This is a genomic window from Acidovorax sp. HDW3 (genome assembly GCF_011303755.1).
Lineage (GTDB): Bacteria > Pseudomonadota > Gammaproteobacteria > Burkholderiales > Burkholderiaceae_C > Paenacidovorax.
In genome coordinates, this window is the sequence record NZ_CP049885.1 from 1,463,905 (window position 1) to 1,479,708 (window position 15,804).

Annotated in this window: 14 protein-coding genes; 10 read left to right on the top strand and 4 right to left on the bottom strand. The window is 67.1% G+C overall.

The features are described 5' to 3' along the window. Positions 1-30 precede the first annotated feature (30 nt). The 4 genes from G7045_RS06535 to pdxH all read left to right on the top strand — a co-directional run bounded on the left by G7045_RS06535 (position 31) and on the right by pdxH (position 2,516). Positions 31-546 carry a cytochrome b gene (locus G7045_RS06535; protein WP_166158889.1) on the top strand — a complete coding sequence of 172 codons (516 nt, stop codon included), beginning with the start codon at positions 31-33 and terminating at the stop codon, positions 544-546. A gap of 15 nt (positions 547-561) precedes the next feature. After that, entirely contained in the window at positions 562-1,122 is a 561-nt protein-coding gene (locus tag G7045_RS06540; protein ID WP_166158890.1) for a YceI family protein, read from the top strand. A gap of 58 nt (positions 1,123-1,180) precedes the next feature. Continuing rightward, positions 1,181-1,759: a YceI family protein gene (locus G7045_RS06545; RefSeq protein ID WP_166158891.1), complete on the top strand. Its 579-nt coding sequence runs from the start codon at positions 1,181-1,183 to the stop codon at positions 1,757-1,759. A 109-nt stretch (positions 1,760-1,868) separates the two neighbouring features. Then, entirely contained in the window at positions 1,869-2,516 is a 648-nt protein-coding gene (pdxH, locus tag G7045_RS06550) for a pyridoxamine 5'-phosphate oxidase (RefSeq protein WP_166158892.1), read from the top strand. Positions 2,517-2,733: 217 nt separating this feature from the next. On the opposite strand, the gene G7045_RS06555 is transcribed toward pdxH, so the two are convergent. The 3 genes from G7045_RS06555 to msrA all read right to left on the bottom strand — a co-directional run bounded on the left by G7045_RS06555 (position 2,734) and on the right by msrA (position 5,830). Beyond that, positions 2,734-4,719 carry a TonB-dependent receptor domain-containing protein gene (locus G7045_RS06555; RefSeq protein WP_166158893.1) on the bottom strand — a complete coding sequence of 662 codons (1,986 nt, stop codon included), beginning with the start codon at positions 4,717-4,719 and terminating at the stop codon, positions 2,734-2,736. Positions 4,720-4,856: 137 nt separating this feature from the next. Beyond that, on the bottom strand, positions 4,857-5,213 hold the full coding sequence (locus tag G7045_RS06560) for a hypothetical protein (RefSeq protein ID WP_166158894.1): 357 nt from the start codon (positions 5,211-5,213) through the stop codon (positions 4,857-4,859). A gap of 80 nt (positions 5,214-5,293) precedes the next feature. Then, positions 5,294-5,830 (bottom strand): peptide-methionine (S)-S-oxide reductase MsrA, encoded by a 537-nt coding sequence (msrA, locus tag G7045_RS06565; RefSeq protein WP_166158895.1) that lies wholly within the window; start codon positions 5,828-5,830, stop codon positions 5,294-5,296. A gap of 110 nt (positions 5,831-5,940) precedes the next feature. Here msrA and G7045_RS06570 point away from each other — a divergent pair, with 110 nt between their 5' ends. Genes G7045_RS06570 through G7045_RS06595 form a run of 6 tightly spaced genes read left to right on the top strand, consistent with a single transcriptional unit; the run spans position 5,941 to position 13,467 of the window. Continuing rightward, a complete protein-coding gene (locus G7045_RS06570; RefSeq protein WP_166158896.1) occupies positions 5,941-6,654 on the top strand; it encodes a TetR/AcrR family transcriptional regulator in 714 nt (237 codons plus the stop codon). Continuing rightward, entirely contained in the window at positions 6,651-7,817 is a 1,167-nt protein-coding gene (locus G7045_RS06575; RefSeq protein ID WP_166158897.1) for an efflux RND transporter periplasmic adaptor subunit, read from the top strand. Before G7045_RS06570 ends, G7045_RS06575 begins: the two co-directional genes overlap by 4 nt. Before the next feature lie 6 nt (positions 7,818-7,823). Further along, entirely contained in the window at positions 7,824-10,994 is a 3,171-nt protein-coding gene (locus tag G7045_RS06580; RefSeq protein ID WP_166158898.1) for an efflux RND transporter permease subunit, read from the top strand. A gap of 55 nt (positions 10,995-11,049) precedes the next feature. Then, positions 11,050-11,757 carry a protein-L-isoaspartate O-methyltransferase gene (locus G7045_RS06585; protein ID WP_166158899.1) on the top strand — a complete coding sequence of 236 codons (708 nt, stop codon included), beginning with the start codon at positions 11,050-11,052 and terminating at the stop codon, positions 11,755-11,757. A 9-nt stretch (positions 11,758-11,766) separates the two neighbouring features. Continuing rightward, complete coding sequence (locus tag G7045_RS06590; protein WP_166158900.1) at positions 11,767-12,114, top strand: rhodanese-like domain-containing protein; 348 nt, start codon at positions 11,767-11,769, stop codon at positions 12,112-12,114. A gap of 27 nt (positions 12,115-12,141) precedes the next feature. Continuing rightward, positions 12,142-13,467 (top strand): TolC family outer membrane protein, encoded by a 1,326-nt coding sequence (locus G7045_RS06595; RefSeq protein ID WP_166158901.1) that lies wholly within the window; start codon positions 12,142-12,144, stop codon positions 13,465-13,467. Positions 13,468-13,473: 6 nt separating this feature from the next. On the opposite strand, the gene G7045_RS06600 is transcribed toward G7045_RS06595, so the two are convergent. Then, positions 13,474-15,747, bottom strand: a complete 2,274-nt coding sequence (locus G7045_RS06600) for a bifunctional diguanylate cyclase/phosphodiesterase (RefSeq protein ID WP_166158902.1) — start codon at positions 15,745-15,747, stop codon at positions 13,474-13,476. Between the last annotated feature and the right edge of the window lie 57 nt (positions 15,748-15,804).

The following is a 15,804-nucleotide window of genomic DNA, read 5'->3' on the forward strand; positions in this document are numbered from 1 at the left end:
CAACAACAAGTTTGCGTACAGTCCGGCCCCATGCACTACACCACCACCGCCAAAGCCTTGCACTGGGGCATGGCCTTTTTGATTTTTGCGCTGCTGGGGCTGGGCTTTTATATGGCGGGCCTGCCGTTGTCGCCGTACAAGCTGCAGCTGTACTCCTGGCACAAATGGGCTGGCGTCAGCCTGTGGCTGCTGGTGCTGCTGCGCCTGGTTTGGCGCACCACGCACCGCCCCCCTGCCCTGCCCGGCCACATGACGCCCCTGGAGCGCCTGGCGGCGCACGCGGGCCATGGCCTGCTGTATCTGCTGATGCTGGCCATCCCGCTGTCGGGCTGGCTGATGGGTTCGGCCAAGGGCATCCCCACCGTCTGGTTTGGCGTGCTGCCGCTGCCGGACTTGGTTGGTAAAGACAAAGAGCTGGGCAAGCTGCTGCAAACCCTGCACTGGGCGCTCAACATGGGTTTGATTGCCGTGCTGCTCGGCCATGTGGGTGCGGCGCTCAAGCACCATTTCATTAACAAGGACGACGTGCTGCGTCGAATGCTGTAAAGGGAAACGACCACCATGAACCCCATCACACCCTGGGCCCTGCTGCCCGCCCTGCTCCTGGCCACGGCGGCCCAGGCCGCCGAATACCAGCAGTTCAACCCGGCGAAAAGCCAGGTGCGCTTTGACTACCAGCAAATGGGCGTGGCCATGCAGGGCAGCTTCAAGAAGTTCAGCGGCCAGCTGCGCTTTGACCCTGCCGCCCCCGCTGCCGCCAAGGCCAGCCTCGAAGTGGAACTTGGCAGCGTCGATACCGGCAGCAGCGAGGGCGACGACGAGCTGGCCACCAAGACCTGGTTCAACACCAGCGCCTTCCCCAAGGCACGCTTCGAATCCAGCAGCGTCAAGGCCCTGGGTGGAGCGCGCTACGAGGTGGCGGGCAAGCTCACCATCAAGGGCATGAGCCGCGACGTGGTCGTGCCCGCAACTTTCACCAGCCAGGGCAAAAACGGCCAGTTTGACGGCCAATTCACCATCAAACGCGGCGATTTCTCGATTGGCGAAGGCGCCTGGAAGGCATTTGACGTGGTTGCCAACGATGTCGTGGTGCATTTCCGCATTGCTGCCACTGCGCCTTGATACGCCCTGAACTTTTTCCCTTTCCTTTTCTCTGACCGCTTCATTTTCTGGAGACCTTATGCACCGCTTTGCCAAAATCACCGCCGCCGCCCTGTTGACCGCCGCCTGCGCCGCCCCGGCCCTGGCCGCCCCTGAGACCTACGCCGTGGACAGCACGCACAGCTTCCCCAGCTTCTCGTACAGCCACTTTGGCCTGTCGCAGCAAATCTCCAAGTTCGACAAGACCACCGGCACCGTGACGCTGGACAAGGAAGCCAAGACCGGCGCCGTCGATGTGACCATCGACATGACCACGGTCGATACCGGCTTTGACGTCTTCAACGGCCACATCCAGGGCGAAGACTTCCTCGACACCGCCAAGTACCCCACGGCCACGTTCAAGTCCACCCACGTCACCTTCGAGGGTGACAAGCCCGTCAGCATCGACGGCAACCTGACCATCAAGGGCGTGACCAAGCCTGTGACGCTGAAAGTGACGCACTTCGTCGCCAAGCCGCATCCCATGCTCAAGAAGGATGCCATCGGCGCCAACGCCAGCACCACCATCAAGCGCAGCGAATTCAACGCCGGCAAATACGCCCCGAACGTGGGCGACGACGTGACCATCACCGTCTCGCTCGAAGCCGTGAAGAAATAACCCCCGGCCCAGCCTCCCTCCTCTGCGTCTGCCGCGCTGCACTTCCTCGTGCAGCGCGGTTTTTTTGTGTCCGGCTTTTCCCGAGGATAGGGCGCGGCACAATGCGCGCATGAATGCCACGCCCTCCTCCATCGCCGACCTGCGCAAGAGCTACGAGCGCGCCGAGCTGAGCGAAGACGCCTCCCTGGCCGATCCGCTGCAGCAGTTTGACCAATGGTTCCAGCAGGCCCTGAGCGCCCAGGTGCCCGAGCCCAACGCCATGACGGTCGCCACCGTCGGCCCCGACCTGCGCCCGAGCACGCGCATCGTGCTCATCAAGGGCTACGACGCGCAGGGCATCGTCTGGTACACCAACTACGATAGCCGCAAGGGGCGCGAACTCGCCGGCAACCCTTTTGCCGCACTGCAGTTTCACTGGATCGAGCTCGAACGCGTGGTGCGCATCGAGGGCCAGGTGCAGCCGGTGAGCGCCGCCGAGAGCGATGCCTACTTTGCCAGCCGTCCGCTCGATTCGCGCATCGGCGCCTGGGCCAGCCCACAAAGCCAGGTCATCCCCGGGCGCAGCCTGCTGGTGGCCAATGCCGCCAAGTACGGCGCGCAGTTTTTGCTGCAGCCCCCGCGCCCGCCGCACTGGGGCGGCTATCGCCTGGTACCCGAGCGCTGGGAATTTTGGCAAGGCCGCAAGAGCCGCCTGCACGACCGGCTGCAATACCGCCGCGAGGGCGAGAGCTGGCGGCGCGAGCGCCTCGCGCCTTGAAAAACGGGGTTCTTTGCCGCTTTGATTGCGCTTTTACCGCCGACCAGCCCCTCTATGCTGACCCCGCGCCCACAGTGGAGCGCGGGAGACAGCCATGCTTTTTAGCGACGCCGAAATCCATGCCGCCGTACAGCGGCTGCTGACCCTGGGCTATGCCGCCCTGACGCTGCGCGAGCGCGACATCGTCCAGAGTCTGAGCGCCGTCTGCTGACGCAGATTAAAAATCCACGCGCATCCCAAGCACCAGGTTGCGCCCGGCCAGCGGCGCAGCCTCCTTGATGAACGAGGTGTGCGCCCAGGCCAGGCGGTTCGTCAGGTTCTGCCCCTTGGCGTACAGCTGCCAGGGGCCGCTGCGGTAGCTCAGGCCCAGGTTCAACATGCCGTAGCCGGGGGTGGACGTCTCCAGCGCTGCCACGCGGTTCTGGCGCGCCACCTGCAGCCATTCAGCCTCGCCTTGCCAGCCCTGCCAGCGGGCGTCCAGACGCAAGCCGGCGCGGGCCGCAGGAATGCGCGGCAGGTCGCCGCCGGCGGCAAAACGCGCGCGCACCAGGTCGCCCAGCACCGTCACGCCCCAATGCGCATTCAAGCGCTGGCGCAGCTGCGCCTCCAGGCCGGTAAAGAGCGCGTCTTGCTGGCTGTATTGCAGCAGCTGCAGGCCCTGCTGCACATCGAGCGTGCGGCCGTAGATGTAGTCGTGCACGCGGTGGTGGTAGGCGCTCAGGCTCCAGGTGGTGGCGCCAGCCGTTTTGCGCAGGGCCAGCTCCAGCGCCGCCGTCGTCTCCGGGCGCAATCCGGGGTCGCCCAATTCGTAGCTGTTGGTGGCCATGTGCAGGCCCTGGGCGTACAGCTCCTCGGCGCTGGGCAGGCGGCTGGCGTAGCTGGCGTTGGCCTGCACGGCGTAGCCGGGGCGCCATTGCCAGCGCGCCTGCAGCGCCAGGGACGTGGCCTGGTGCGAGCCCTGCAGGCCCTTCTCGGGTGCGCTCACGCGCTGGCGCTCGTGGCGCAGCGCGGCCGTCCAATGCCACTGCTGCCAGCGGTATTCCTCCAGGGCAAACAGGCCCAGGCGCTGCGTGCGGCTGGCGGGTACGTAAGCCTCCTCGCCCTCGGCGCTGAAGTCGCGCTGCAGCAGCGTCATGCCCAGCAGGCCCTGCCAACCCGCCAGCGGCGCGTGTTGCAGCTCCAGACGCAAGTCCTGCGCCCGGTTGCGAAAGGTGGTCACCACCTGCCCCGCCTCGGCTTCATCGTGCTGGTAGTCGGTATGGCCCGCACGCAGGCGCAGGGCCTGCCAGCCAGGGGCCGGGTTGCGCCATTCACCGCGCAGGTCCCAGCGCTGGCTGTGCATGTCCACCTGGGGCGGCGCCGCCGCCTCCGGAGCGCCCTGCGCCAGGTCGCAGTGCAGCTGCAGGCCATGGGCATGGCAACCCTCGTGCGCATGGTCGTGCCCCGGCAGGCCGTAGCGTGCCGTCTGGCGCGTATACGCCAGGCCCAGGTAACCCTGGGCGTGCAACCACGACAGGCCGAGGCTGGCATCGTCGTTGCGCCCCCAACTGCCCGGCAAGCGCCGGCCAGCAGCCCAACCAGCGCCGACGGCGTAGTCACCCGCATCACGGGCCAAGGCCTGGACATGCCAGGCCAGCGCCCCCTCGCCCCCGGTAAGAGCGACGGCGCCGGTTTTTTCCCCGGCGTTGCTGCCCCAGAGCAGCTCGGCGCGGCCCGCGTGGCCTTGCGCCGGCAAGGCGGTGGGCACCTTGTCGTCCTGCACGTTGAGCACGCCGGCGGCCGGGTTGCCACCGTAGAGCAACGCCGCCGGCCCGCGCAGCAGCTCGATCTGGCTCGCCAGCAGCGGCTCGACGGTAATGCGGTGATCCGGGCCGACGTTGGCAGCATCCTGCACCGGCGCCCCATCGCTGAGCACCGGCGTGCGTTCGCCCGTCATGCCGCGCAGCACCGGACGGTTGGCGCCAGCGCCAAAGGGGCTGGCGTGGATGCCAGGCTCGCCCGCCAGCGTCTCGCCCAGGGTAGCGGCGCGCTGGCGCTGCAGGGCCTCACCCTCCAGGATCAGGCTGGGCGCTGCCAGCTCGGGCGGCAGTGCACCGGCCGAGACCGTGAGCTCAGGCAAGGTGTCTTGGGATTCTTGGGCCTGCGCCGCCAGGCACAGGAAGGACAGCGCCCAGGCGGCGCGGGGAAAAAAGCGATCAGTCATCACAAACCAAACCATGACACCGCCCTGCCCGGCAGGCAGCCAGGCAGGCACGGCAGCCTTGCAATGCCAGGCATTGAAGGCAAAAAACGGGGCTAACGCTTGTCAATCAAGCGCGAGCAGCTATCAAAAAAGGAGTATCAAGCCCAGGGCGGGGCGCGTGCCTGGAAGGCGTAGAACGGCGCCGCCGGCGCCTGTACGGCCAGGGGCGGCACGGGCACAAGGCCGGGCCACAAGGCCAGCAGTGGCGGCGGCTGCCAGGGGGGCGCGTGGCCCTGGGTGAGCTGATCGAGCTGCTCGCAATCGGCCGGGCTGTGGCCGGCAAACAGAGCCGCCAGCCCGTCAGCGTGCTGCGCAGCAGCGCTGCTGCCTGGCAGGTGCAGTACGCGGTGCATCTGCCCCAGGCTGGGTGCCAGCAGCAACGCCAGCCACAGCCAAGCCCAGACCCAACGGGGAGTCTGGCGGCGGTGAGCAAGGCGATCAGTGGCAAACGGCATGGCGGGCGGCGAGGATAACCCAGGGCGTGTGACCAGCAAATGACCAGCCAATGGCCGGTGAACGGCGCGCGTATCAGCAATCAGCCTGTGGCCCGCAGATGCGGGGCGCACAGCGCCTGCACATGGGCGAGCTTGGGTTGCACCACCAGGGCGCAGTAGCGCTGGTGGGGCTGGCGCTCGAAGTAGTCCTGGTGGTAGTCCTCGGCCAGCCAGAAATTGTGCAACGGTTCCACCTCGGTCACGATGGGCGCGCCAGCCGGCCACTGCGCCTGCAGCGCCTGCACCCAGGCCCGCACCTGGGCTTCTTGCGCGGCAGAGGTGCAATAAATGCCGCTGCGGTACTGGGTGCCCACATCGTGGCCCTGGCGGTTGCGCTGGGTTGGATCGTGCGCGGCCATGAAAACTTCCAGCAACGCTTCCAGGCGGACCTGGGCCGGATCGAATTGCACACGCACCACTTCGGCGTAGCCGGTATCACCCTGGCAGACCTGCTCATACGTCGGCTGCGGCCCCTTGCCGTTGGCGTAGCCGCTTTCGACGGCAAGCACACCGCGCACCAAGGTGAACACGGCGTGCGTGCACCAAAAACAACCGCCGCCTAAAACCACCGTTTCCATGCCACTCTCCCGATACCCTGGAAGGTTGAGCGTAGCGTTTTTGCCTTCTCTGCGTTGACGGCACGGCAAAGCCCCGGCTAGCATTACTGACCCGTTAGTCAATAAGCACTTTGAATTCCTCCCCTGCCCCCCTCCCCGCTGCCCCGTCCACACCGGGCGCCCCGGCCGACAGTGCGCGCCGCAGCCGCCGCAAAGACGCCCGCCCTGGCGAGCTGCTCGACGCCGCGCTCGATCTGTTCGTGGAAAAAGGCTTTGCCGCCACACGGGTGGAGGAGGTGGCGGCGCGCGCCGGCGTCTCCAAGGGCACGCTGTTTTTGTATTTCCCGAGCAAACTCGAACTCTTCAAAGCCGTGGTGCGGCACAACATTGCCGGGCGGTTTGACGAGTGGCGCGAGGAAATGCGCGATTTTGACGGCAGTTCGTGCGAATTGCTGCGCCACTGCTTTACGGTCTGGTGGCAGCGCATTGGTGCCACCAAGGCGTCGGGCATCACCAAGCTGATTCTGAGCGAGGCCGGTAATTTTCCGGAACTGGCACAGTTTTACCGCCAGGAAGTCATCGCCGTCGGCCAGGAGCTGATCCGCAACATCCTGCAGCGCGGCATGGCCAGCGGCGAGTTCCGCGCCATCGACCTGGACTACGCCATCTACCTCGTGATCGCCCCCATGATTTTTCTCATGACCTGGCGCCACTCCATCGGCATGTGCGTGCCCGACGCACTCGGGCTCACGCCCGAAGAGTTCATCGCCGTGCAGGTGGACAACCTGCTGCTGGGGCTGTGCACACGCCCCGTTCCTGCCCCAACTTCTTACTGCACACCATGAAACGCTGGACTCCCTGGGTGGCTGCGGCCATCGTCCTCGCACTGCTGGGCCATGGCGCCTGGCGCGCCGTCTCCGCCCGCAAGGTCCAGCAACAGGCCCAGGCAGCGCTAAGCCAGGAGCGCGCCCTGACGCCCATAATGCTACAAAAATCAGAGCTACTCACGCTTGAAGTACGGGCGATAGAGGCCAATTTGCCTGTATCTGGCGTGCTGCGCGCGCTGCACAGCGCCAGCATCAAGGCGCGGGTGCCGGGCGAGCTGCAGGGCCTGGCGCTGCGCGAGGGCGACAGCGTGCGTGCTGGCCAGGAGGTCGCCCGCATCGACGCCACCGAATCCGCCGCCCGCCTGCGCCAGGCACAGCAGCAGGCCGAGGCGGCGCAGGCGCAAGTCGAAATTGCGCGCCGCCAGCTCGACAACAACCGCGCCCTGGTCAGCCAGGGCTTTATTTCGTCCACCGCACTGCAAACTGCCGAGGCCAACTGGCAGGCGGCGCAGGCCAACTGGCAAGCAGCCAACGCCGCTGCCGACGTGGCGCGCAAAGCGCTGCAGGACACGGTGCTGCGCAGCCCGATCAGCGGCCAGGTGGCGCAGCGCCTGGCGCAAAACGGCGAGCGCCTGGGGGTCGATGCCAAGGTGCTGGAGGTGGTCGATCTCTCGCGCCTGGAGCTCGAAGCCCTGATCGCCCCGGCCGATGCGCCCCTGCTGCGCCTGGGCCAGCAGGCGCAGCTGCAGCTCGAAGGCAGCACGCACCGCGTGAGCGCCACCCTGGTGCGCATCAACCCCAGCGCCCAGGCCGGCAGCCGCGCCCTGCCGGTGTACCTGGCCATCGATGCCGCCCAGGCCGGCGCCGCCCGCGCCCTGCTGCGCCAGGGCCTGTACGTGCAGGGGCTGCTGGCCACCGGCAGCACCCAGGCGCTGGCCCTGCCCGTGGCCGCCGTGCGCAACGACAAACCCCAGCCCTACGTGCAAACCGTGGAAAACGGCAAGGTGGCGCACCGCACGGTGCAGCTGGGCGCGCGCAGCCAGATCGACGGCGCGCCCTGGGCCAGCGTGGCCGAGGGCCTGCAGCCCGGCGCCCAGGTGCTGCTCGGCGGCGTCGGCCTGCTGCGCGAGGGCACGCCGGTGCAGGCATCCACCGACGACAGCGCCCCGGCGCAAAAGTGAGCCGCCATGTGGTTTACCAAAGTCAGCCTGCGCAACCCGGTGTTCGCCACCATGGTGATGCTTGCCTTCGTCGTGCTCGGCCTGTTTGCGCTGCAGCGGCTCAAGGTCGATCAGTTCCCCAACATCGACTTCCCCGTGGTGGTGGTGATGGTGGACTACCCCGGCGCCTCGCCCGAGATCGTCGAGAGCGAGGTGACGAAAAAGATCGAGGAGGCGGTGAACTCCGTCGCCGGCATCAAGGCCGTGACCTCGCGCAGCTACGAGAGCAGCTCCGTCACCATCGTCGAGTTTGAGCTGCACATCGACGGCCGCAAGGCCGCCGACGACGTGCGCGAGAAGGTGGCCACCGTGCGCCCGAACCTGCGCACCGAGGTCAAGGAGCCGCGCGTGGTGCGCTTCGATCCCGCCAGCCGCCCCGTCTGGACCCTGGCCGTGCTGCCCGACGCCGCCCACCCCTTGAGCGCGGTCGAGCTCACCAGTTGGGCCGACCAGGTGCTGAAAAAGCGCCTGGAAAACGTGCGCGGCGTGGGCGCGGTCAACCTGGTGGGCGCCACCAAGCGCGAGATCAACATCTACCTCGACCCCCAAGCGCTCGAAGCCTTTGGCATCAGCGCCGACCAGGTCGCCAGCGCCGTGCAGCGCGAGAACCAAGACCTGCCGCTGGGCGCCGTGCGCTCGCTGGCGCAAGAGCGCGTGGTGCAGATCGACGCCCGGATGCAGCGCCCCGAGGACTTTGGCCGCATCATCGTCGCGCGCAAGAACGGCGCCGCCATCCGCCTGGAGCAGCTGGCGCAGGTGCACGACGGCGCGCAGGAGGTGGAGAGCCTGGCGCTCTACAACGGCGCGCGCACGCTGCTGCTGTCGGTGCAAAAGTCGCAGGACGAGAACACCATCGAAGTCGTCGATGGCCTCAACCGCGCCATCGCGCAGATGCAGACCGAACTGCCCCCGGGCGTGCGCCTGGAGCCCGTGAGCGACAGCTCGCGCCCGATCCGCGTCGCCGTCGATAACGTCAGCCAGACCCTGGTCGAAGGCGCGCTGCTGACGGTGCTGATCGTGTTCCTGTTCCTCAACTCCTGGCGCTCGACCGTCATCACCGGGCTGACGCTGCCGATTGCGCTCATCGGCACCTTTTTCTTCATGCACTGGTTTGGCTTTACGGTCAACATGATCACGCTCATGGCCTTGTCGCTGTGCGTCGGTCTGCTGATCGACGACGCCATCGTCGTGCGCGAGAACATCGTGCGCCACGTGCAGATGGGCAAGGGCGCCTACCAGGCGGCCATGGACGGCACGCAGGAAATCGGCCTGGCGGTGCTGGCGACCACGCTGTCCATCGTCGCCGTGTTCCTGCCCATTGGCTTCATGCAGGGCATCATCGGCAAGTTCTTCCACGAGTTCGGCATCACCATCGTCGCCGCCGTGCTGATCTCGATGTTCGTCAGCTTCACGCTCGACCCCATGCTCTCGTCCGTCTGGCACGACCCCAGCATCCACGCCCACGGCGCGCGCAGCAGCGGGCCGCGCAGCCTGTACGACCGCACCATTGGCCGCGTCACCGGCTGGTTCGACGACGCCACCGAGCGCCTGGCGGGCGTTTACCAGCACATCCTGCGCTGGTCGCTGGCGCACAAAATAGCCACCATAGCCCTGGCACTGGCGGTGTTCGTCAGCAGTGTGTTCATGGTGCCGCTGCTGGGCACGGAGTTCGTGCCCAAGGCGGACTACTCCGAGACCATGATCAACTTCTACACCCCGGTGGGCTCCTCGCTCGAAGCCACCGAGGCCAAGGCGCGCCAGGTCGAAGCGCTGGTGCGCGAACTGCCCGAGGTGCGCTACACCCTCACCACCATCAACACCGGCAGCGCCCAAGGCAAAATTTACGCCAGCGTTTACGTGCGCCTGGTCGATCGCACGCAGCGCCAGCGCAACGTCGATGCCATGTCGGCCGTGCTGCGCGCGCAGCTGCGCGCCGTGCCCGGCATCACCGTCACCCACGTCGGCCTGCTCGACCCGGTGGGGCAGCAAAAGCAGATCGAGTTTTACCTCCAGGGCCCGGACCTGAAGGAACTCGAACGCCTCAACGGCCAGGTTCAGGCCCAGCTGCAGCGCATTCCTGGCCTGGTCGATCTCGATTCGAGCCTCAAGCCCGACAAGCCGGTGATCGACATCGCCGTGCACCGCGACGCGGCCTCCGACCTGGGCCTGTCCGTCGCCGGCCTGGGCACGCAGCTGCGCACCCTGATCGCCGGCCAGACGGTGGGCAACTGGCGCGCTGCCGACGACCAGACCTACGACGTCAACGTGCGCCTGGCGCCCGACGCGCGGCGCCAGCCGCAAGACCTCGAACGCCTGCCCTTTGCCCTCACGGGCGCCGACGGCAGCAGCCGCATCGTGCGCCTGAACCAGGTGGCCGAGGTGTACGAGAGCACCGGCAGCAACCAGATCAACCGCCGCGACCTGATGCGCGAAGTGGCCATCAGCGGCAACGCCGACGCGCGCTCGGTGGGCGAAATCTCGGCCGACATCCGCCGCGCGCTCGACACCGTGGTGTTCCCACCCGGCTACCGCTACCAGTTCGGCGGCTCGACCAAGAACATGCAGGAATCGTTCGGCTACGCGCTCTCGGCGCTGGTGCTGGCCATCGTCTTCATCTACATGATCCTGGCGAGTCAGTTCAAAAGCTTTTTGCAGCCGCTGGCGCTGATGACGGCGCTGCCGCTGACGCTCATCGGCGTGGTGCTGGCGCTGCTCATGTTCGGCTCGGCGCTGTCCATGTTCTCCATCATCGGCGTCGTCATGCTCATGGGCCTGGTGACCAAGAACGCCATCTTGCTGGTGGACTTTGCCATCCGCGCCCGCGAGGAGCACACCGACGACACCGGTCGCACTGTGCCCGGCCTGCCCCGCAACGAAGCCCTGCTGCAAGCCGCGCGCGTGCGCCTGCGCCCCATCCTCATGACCACGCTGGCCATGATCTTCGGCATGGTGCCGCTGGCCTTTGCGCTCAGCGAAGGCTCCGAGCAGCGCGCGCCCATGGGGCAGGCGGTGATCGGCGGCGTCATCACCTCCTCGCTGCTGACCCTGGTCGTGGTGCCGGTGGTGTACTGCTACATGGACGATCTGGCGCAATGGGCCCGCCGGCGTTTTGCGCCCGGCGGCGCCCAGCGCCATTAAACTTGCCCGTTTGTCCAGAACACCCACTCCCCTGCCCCTCTACCCGGAGAATTCCATGGCCCTGCCCCTGAACACCACCGCCAGCAACGACCCCACCACCGTAGCCCGCTACCACATGGTGGAGCAGCAAATCCGCCCCTGGAACGTCTCCGACATCGAGGTGCTGGAGCTGCTCTCGCGCATCCCGCGCGAGGACTTCGTGCCCGCCGCCTACCGCGCCATGGCCTTCGTCGATATGGAGATCCCGCTGCTGCCCGACACCGATGCCGCGCTGCGCGACGGCCACTGCATGTTGGCCCCCAAGATCGAAGCGCGCCTGCTCAATGACCTGCAGGTGCAGCCGGGCGAGCGCGTGCTCGAAATCGGCGCCGGCTCGGGCTACATGGCCGCCCTGCTCGCCGGCCGTGCCGAGCGCGTGGTCAGCCTCGAAACCCACCCCGCCCTGGCGCAAATGGCACGCGAGAATCTGGCCCGCGCCGGCATCCAGAACGCCGACGTGCGCCAGGCCAATGGCGCCACCGACCCCATTCCGGACGGCCCGTTCGACGTCATCGTCCTCAGCGGCTCGGTGGCCGAGGTGCCGCAGCGCCTGCTCGACCTGCTCGCCGACGGCGGGCGCCTGGCCGCCATCGTCGGCCAGCAGCCCATGATGCGCACCACCATCGTGCGCCGCAACGGCGCGCAGTTCGAGTCCAGCCAGCCCTGGGACACCGTGGCAGCACGCCTGCAAGGCTTTGCCGAGCCCTCGCGCTTTCAGTTCTGAGCCCCGGCCATGATTGCGCAAATCCGCCCCACCGAGCTGGCCGCCTGGCTGGCCCAGGCACAGGCCGACAGCGGCCAGCAGCCCCTGCTGCTGGACGTGCGCGAGCCCTGGGAGCTGCAGACCGCCAGCGTGCGCGCCGAGGGCGCCGACTTTGTGCACATGCCCATGGCCAGCGTGCCGCTGCGCCTGGCCGAGCTGGGGGCCGAGCGCCCCATCGCCTGCCTGTGCCACCACGGCGGGCGCAGTATGCAGGTCGCCTACTACCTGCAGCAGCACGGCTTTGACCAGCTCGCCAACGTCGCCGGCGGCATCGACGCCTGGGCCCAGGAACTCGCGCCGCAGGTGCCGCGCTACTGATTTTTCATTCGTTCGAAAGCCTTCGCCATGACCTTGCTCCGCCGCCTCCCCCTTGCCCTGGCCCTGGGGGCCGCATTGGCAGGCCCCGCACAAGCCCAAAGCCTGCTGGCCCTGGTGGAACAGGCGCAGGGCTACGACGCAGCCTGGCAGGCAGCGCGCGCGCAGCTCGACGCCGCCACCAGCCGCGCCGGCCAGGCCCGCGCCGGCTTGCTGCCCACGGTGGGCGTAAGCGCCGGCGTGACGCAGGCGCGCAGCGAGATCACCCCCGGCAACCTGACGCTCGATACCCCTAACCGCAACCTGATGCTCGCCGCCTCGCAGCCGCTGTACCGCCCGGCCAACCGCATCGGCTACGAGCAGGGCCAGCGCGGCATCGAGGTGGCGCAGGCGCAGCTCGACGGCGCGCAGCAAGACCTGCTGGTGCGCGTGAGCCAGGCCTACTTTGACGTTCTCGCCGCGCAAGACACCCTGGCCTTCGTGCGGGCACAAAAAGTCGCCGTGGCCGAGCAGCTGGCAGCGGCGCAGCGCAATTTTGAAGTCGGCACCAGCACCATCACCGACCAGCGCGAAGCCCAGGCCCGCCACGACCTGGTGAGCGCCAAAGAAATCGCCGCTGCCAATGACCTGCAAGTCAAGCGCCTGGCGCTCGACCAGGTGGTGGGTAAAAGCGGCGTCGCACCCCAGCCCCTGCAGCAGCCCGTGCGCCTGCCACCCCAGGCGCTGGGCGCGGTCGATGACTGGGTACAAAAATCGCAAGACCTGCAGCCCCTGGTGCGCCAGGCGCAGCTGGCGCTGGACGTGGCCCAGCTCGAAACCCAAAAAGCGCGCACCGGCCACCTGCCCACGCTCGACCTGCAAGCGGGCTACAAGGTCGATCGCTACCCCAAGGGCACGCCCACGGTTCCGGGGGTCAACATGGGCACCAACACCGCCAGCGTGGGCGTGGCGCTGAACCTGCCGCTGTTTGCCGGTTTTGCCGTGCAAAACCGGGTGCAAGAAACCCTGGCGCTGGAAGAAAAAGCCCGTGCCGACCTGGAAAACGCCCGCCGCAGCACCGCCCAGGGCACGCGCACGGCGTTTTTCGGCCTGCAGTCGGGCGCCGGCCAGGTGCAGGCCCTGGAAGCGGCAGAAGCCTCCAGCCAGAGCGCGCTCGAAGCCAACCAGATGGGCTACCAGGTGGGCGTGCGCATCAACATCGACGTGCTCAACGCCCAAAGCCAGCTGTTTGAAACCAAGCGCGACCTGGCCGTGGCGCGCTACAACCTGCTCATGGGCCAGCTCAAGCTGCGCCAGGCGGCGGGCACGCTGCAGCTGTCAGACCTGAACGCCATCAACGCCTTGCTGGCGCCTTAATTCGCCTCACTCACTCGCCAGCTGCGCCGGGTGGCGGCGCAGCTCCTGCAGCGGCATGGGGCGGCCGAGCAAATAACCTTGCAGAAAGTCGCAGCCCTCGGCCTGCAAGATGGCGCGCTGCTGCGCCGACTCCACGCCCTCGGCCACCACTTTCAGGTGCAGGCTGTGCGCCATGGCGATGATGGCGCGCACCAGGCTGTGGTTGCGGCTGCCCTCTTGCAAATTCATGACGAAGCTGCGGTCGATTTTGACCGTGTGCAGGCGGAAATGCGCCAAGTAGCTCAGCGACGAGTAGCCGGTGCCAAAGTCGTCGAGCGACAGGCCCACGCCCGCCGTGTGCAGGCGCTGCAACAAACCGCCCACGCCATCGTCCTGGCCGACGAGCAGGGTTTCGGTCAGCTCCAGCTCGATGCTCGCTGGCGGCAGGCCGTGGCGCTGCAAGCCGCTCCACAGGCGCTCCTCAAACCCTGGCTGGGCAAACTGGCGCGCCGAGACGTTGATGCTCATCACCGGCGCGCTGCCACTCTCGGTGCGCCACTGCGCCAGCTGGCGCAGCGCCTCATCGAGCACCCATTGGCCAATATCGAGGATCAGGGCGGATTCTTCAGCCAACGGAATGAAGCGCGCTGGCGAGACCCAGCCCAGCTGCGGGTTGTGCCAGCGCACGAGCGCCTCCACCTTGGCCAGCTGGCCACTGGCGGCAGCGTAGATTGGCTGGTAATGCAGCTGCAGCTCGTGGTGGGCAATCGCCAGGCGCAGCGCCGCTTCCAGGCGCAGCGATTCGGCCAGGCGGGTATCCATGGTGCTGTCAAAAAAACACCAGCTGCCGCGCCCCCGGCCCTTGGCTTCGTACATGGCCACCTCGGCCTGCTGCAGCAGCGTTGCCCCCTGATCCAGCGCGCCGCCATGGCTCAAGGCAATGCCAATGCTGGCGTCCAGCGGGTACTCTCCGCCCTCCTCCGTCATGTGCTGGCGCAGCCGTGCCAGCAAGGCCTGCGCCCGGGCCTCCACCTGCAAAATGCCGCTGTGCGGTGCCAGCGCGGTCAGCACCAGCACAAATTCATCACCACTGACGCGGGCGAGCAAGTCGCCCTCTTGCACCTGGCCCTGCAGCAGCGCGGCCATGTGGCGCAGCACCTCATCGCCACGGGCGTGGCCCAGGCTGTCGTTGATTTTTTTGAAGTGATCGAGGTCGAGCAGCAGCACCGCACAGCCCGTACCCTGGCGCTGCGCCACCCAGAGCACGGCATCGAGCTGCTGCAGCAAAAAAGCGCGGTTGGCCAGCCCGGTGAGCGGGTCGGTATTGGCCTGGCGCAAACGCTCTTGTTCGGCACGCTTGTGCTCGCTCAGGTCACGGATTTGGCACAGCACCACGGGTGCACCCAGGTTGGTGTAACTCGAGAACAGCAACTCCGCCGGAAAGGATGCGCCCTGCACAGGCTCGATCTGGCGCTCAAGGCGGATGGTTTCGTCCAGATTGGCAGCCTGCACCATGGCGGTGATCTTGTGCATCACCGCATCGGCCTCCATCTCCTCCCGCGCCAGCAACGGAACTTTTTGCCCTACCAGCGCTGCGGGCGAGGCCGCCCCCGCGAGCTGGGCAAAACGCTCGTTGCAAAACACCACCTGCCCTTGGAGATTGCGCGCCACCAGCGGATCGGGCAGGTATTTGAGGACGTTGTTCAAGCGCTGCTGCGCCAGGCGAATCGCCAGGTCGATGAGCACCAGGCCCAGCAGCAGGTTCGACAACCACCCCACCCAAAGCAGGTGCAGGCTCTGAAACGGCGTCCCCACGGCCTGCAGCTCGGCCAGATACAGCAGATAACTCAGCGCCTTGAAGGCCAGCGCCGCACCGGCCAGGCGCTCCTGCATACGCCAAAGAAACAAGGCCGTGGCGCCGTAGGTCAGCTGCATGAGCACCATCACTAGCAAGCGCCCGGCCATCTGATCACCCGCAAACCCGACCACTGCAATCAGCAGCGCCACGCCCAAGGTGCGCAACCCCAGCGTACGCAGCCCGAGCGGTCGCGCACGCATGGCCTCGGTAGCGCCATGCAGGCAGACCAGGAACAGCGCCGTCAGCACCGTGGACAGCAGCCCAGCCAACGGCAGGCCTTCGAGCTGAAAGCGGTAGCCCAGGTACGAGGCCCCAGCCAGCGCCAGATGCGCCACACCCCACAGCAGCGCTGCCTGGTTCATGCGCGCGGCGTTCCAGCAAATCAGGAAAGCAATTCCCAGCACAGCCAGGGTGACGGCAGAGATGAGATAAATCGCAATCATGGTTGAAAAAAAGGCCCAGGGCGGCTATTTTGCTCTATTTTTTATAGCGCCTGACGC

Coding starts and splice junctions, on each gene's coding strand:
- G7045_RS06575 (WP_166158897.1), top strand. CDS start 6,651: ATGAAACGCTGGACTCCCTGGGTGGCTGCGGCCATCGTCCTCGCACTG.
- G7045_RS06540 (WP_166158890.1), top strand. CDS start 562: ATGAACCCCATCACACCCTGGGCCCTGCTGCCCGCCCTGCTCCTGGCC.
- G7045_RS06535 (WP_166158889.1), top strand. CDS start 31: ATGCACTACACCACCACCGCCAAAGCCTTGCACTGGGGCATGGCCTTT.
- msrA (WP_166158895.1), bottom strand. CDS start 5,830: ATGGAAACGGTGGTTTTAGGCGGCGGTTGTTTTTGGTGCACGCACGCC.
- G7045_RS06595 (WP_166158901.1), top strand. CDS start 12,142: ATGACCTTGCTCCGCCGCCTCCCCCTTGCCCTGGCCCTGGGGGCCGCA.
- pdxH (WP_166158892.1), top strand. CDS start 1,869: ATGAATGCCACGCCCTCCTCCATCGCCGACCTGCGCAAGAGCTACGAG.
- G7045_RS06580 (WP_166158898.1), top strand. CDS start 7,824: ATGTGGTTTACCAAAGTCAGCCTGCGCAACCCGGTGTTCGCCACCATG.
- G7045_RS06585 (WP_166158899.1), top strand. CDS start 11,050: ATGGCCCTGCCCCTGAACACCACCGCCAGCAACGACCCCACCACCGTA.
- G7045_RS06560 (WP_166158894.1), bottom strand. CDS start 5,213: ATGCCGTTTGCCACTGATCGCCTTGCTCACCGCCGCCAGACTCCCCGT.
- G7045_RS06545 (WP_166158891.1), top strand. CDS start 1,181: ATGCACCGCTTTGCCAAAATCACCGCCGCCGCCCTGTTGACCGCCGCC.
- G7045_RS06555 (WP_166158893.1), bottom strand. CDS start 4,719: ATGACTGATCGCTTTTTTCCCCGCGCCGCCTGGGCGCTGTCCTTCCTG.
- G7045_RS06590 (WP_166158900.1), top strand. CDS start 11,767: ATGATTGCGCAAATCCGCCCCACCGAGCTGGCCGCCTGGCTGGCCCAG.
- G7045_RS06600 (WP_166158902.1), bottom strand. CDS start 15,747: ATGATTGCGATTTATCTCATCTCTGCCGTCACCCTGGCTGTGCTGGGA.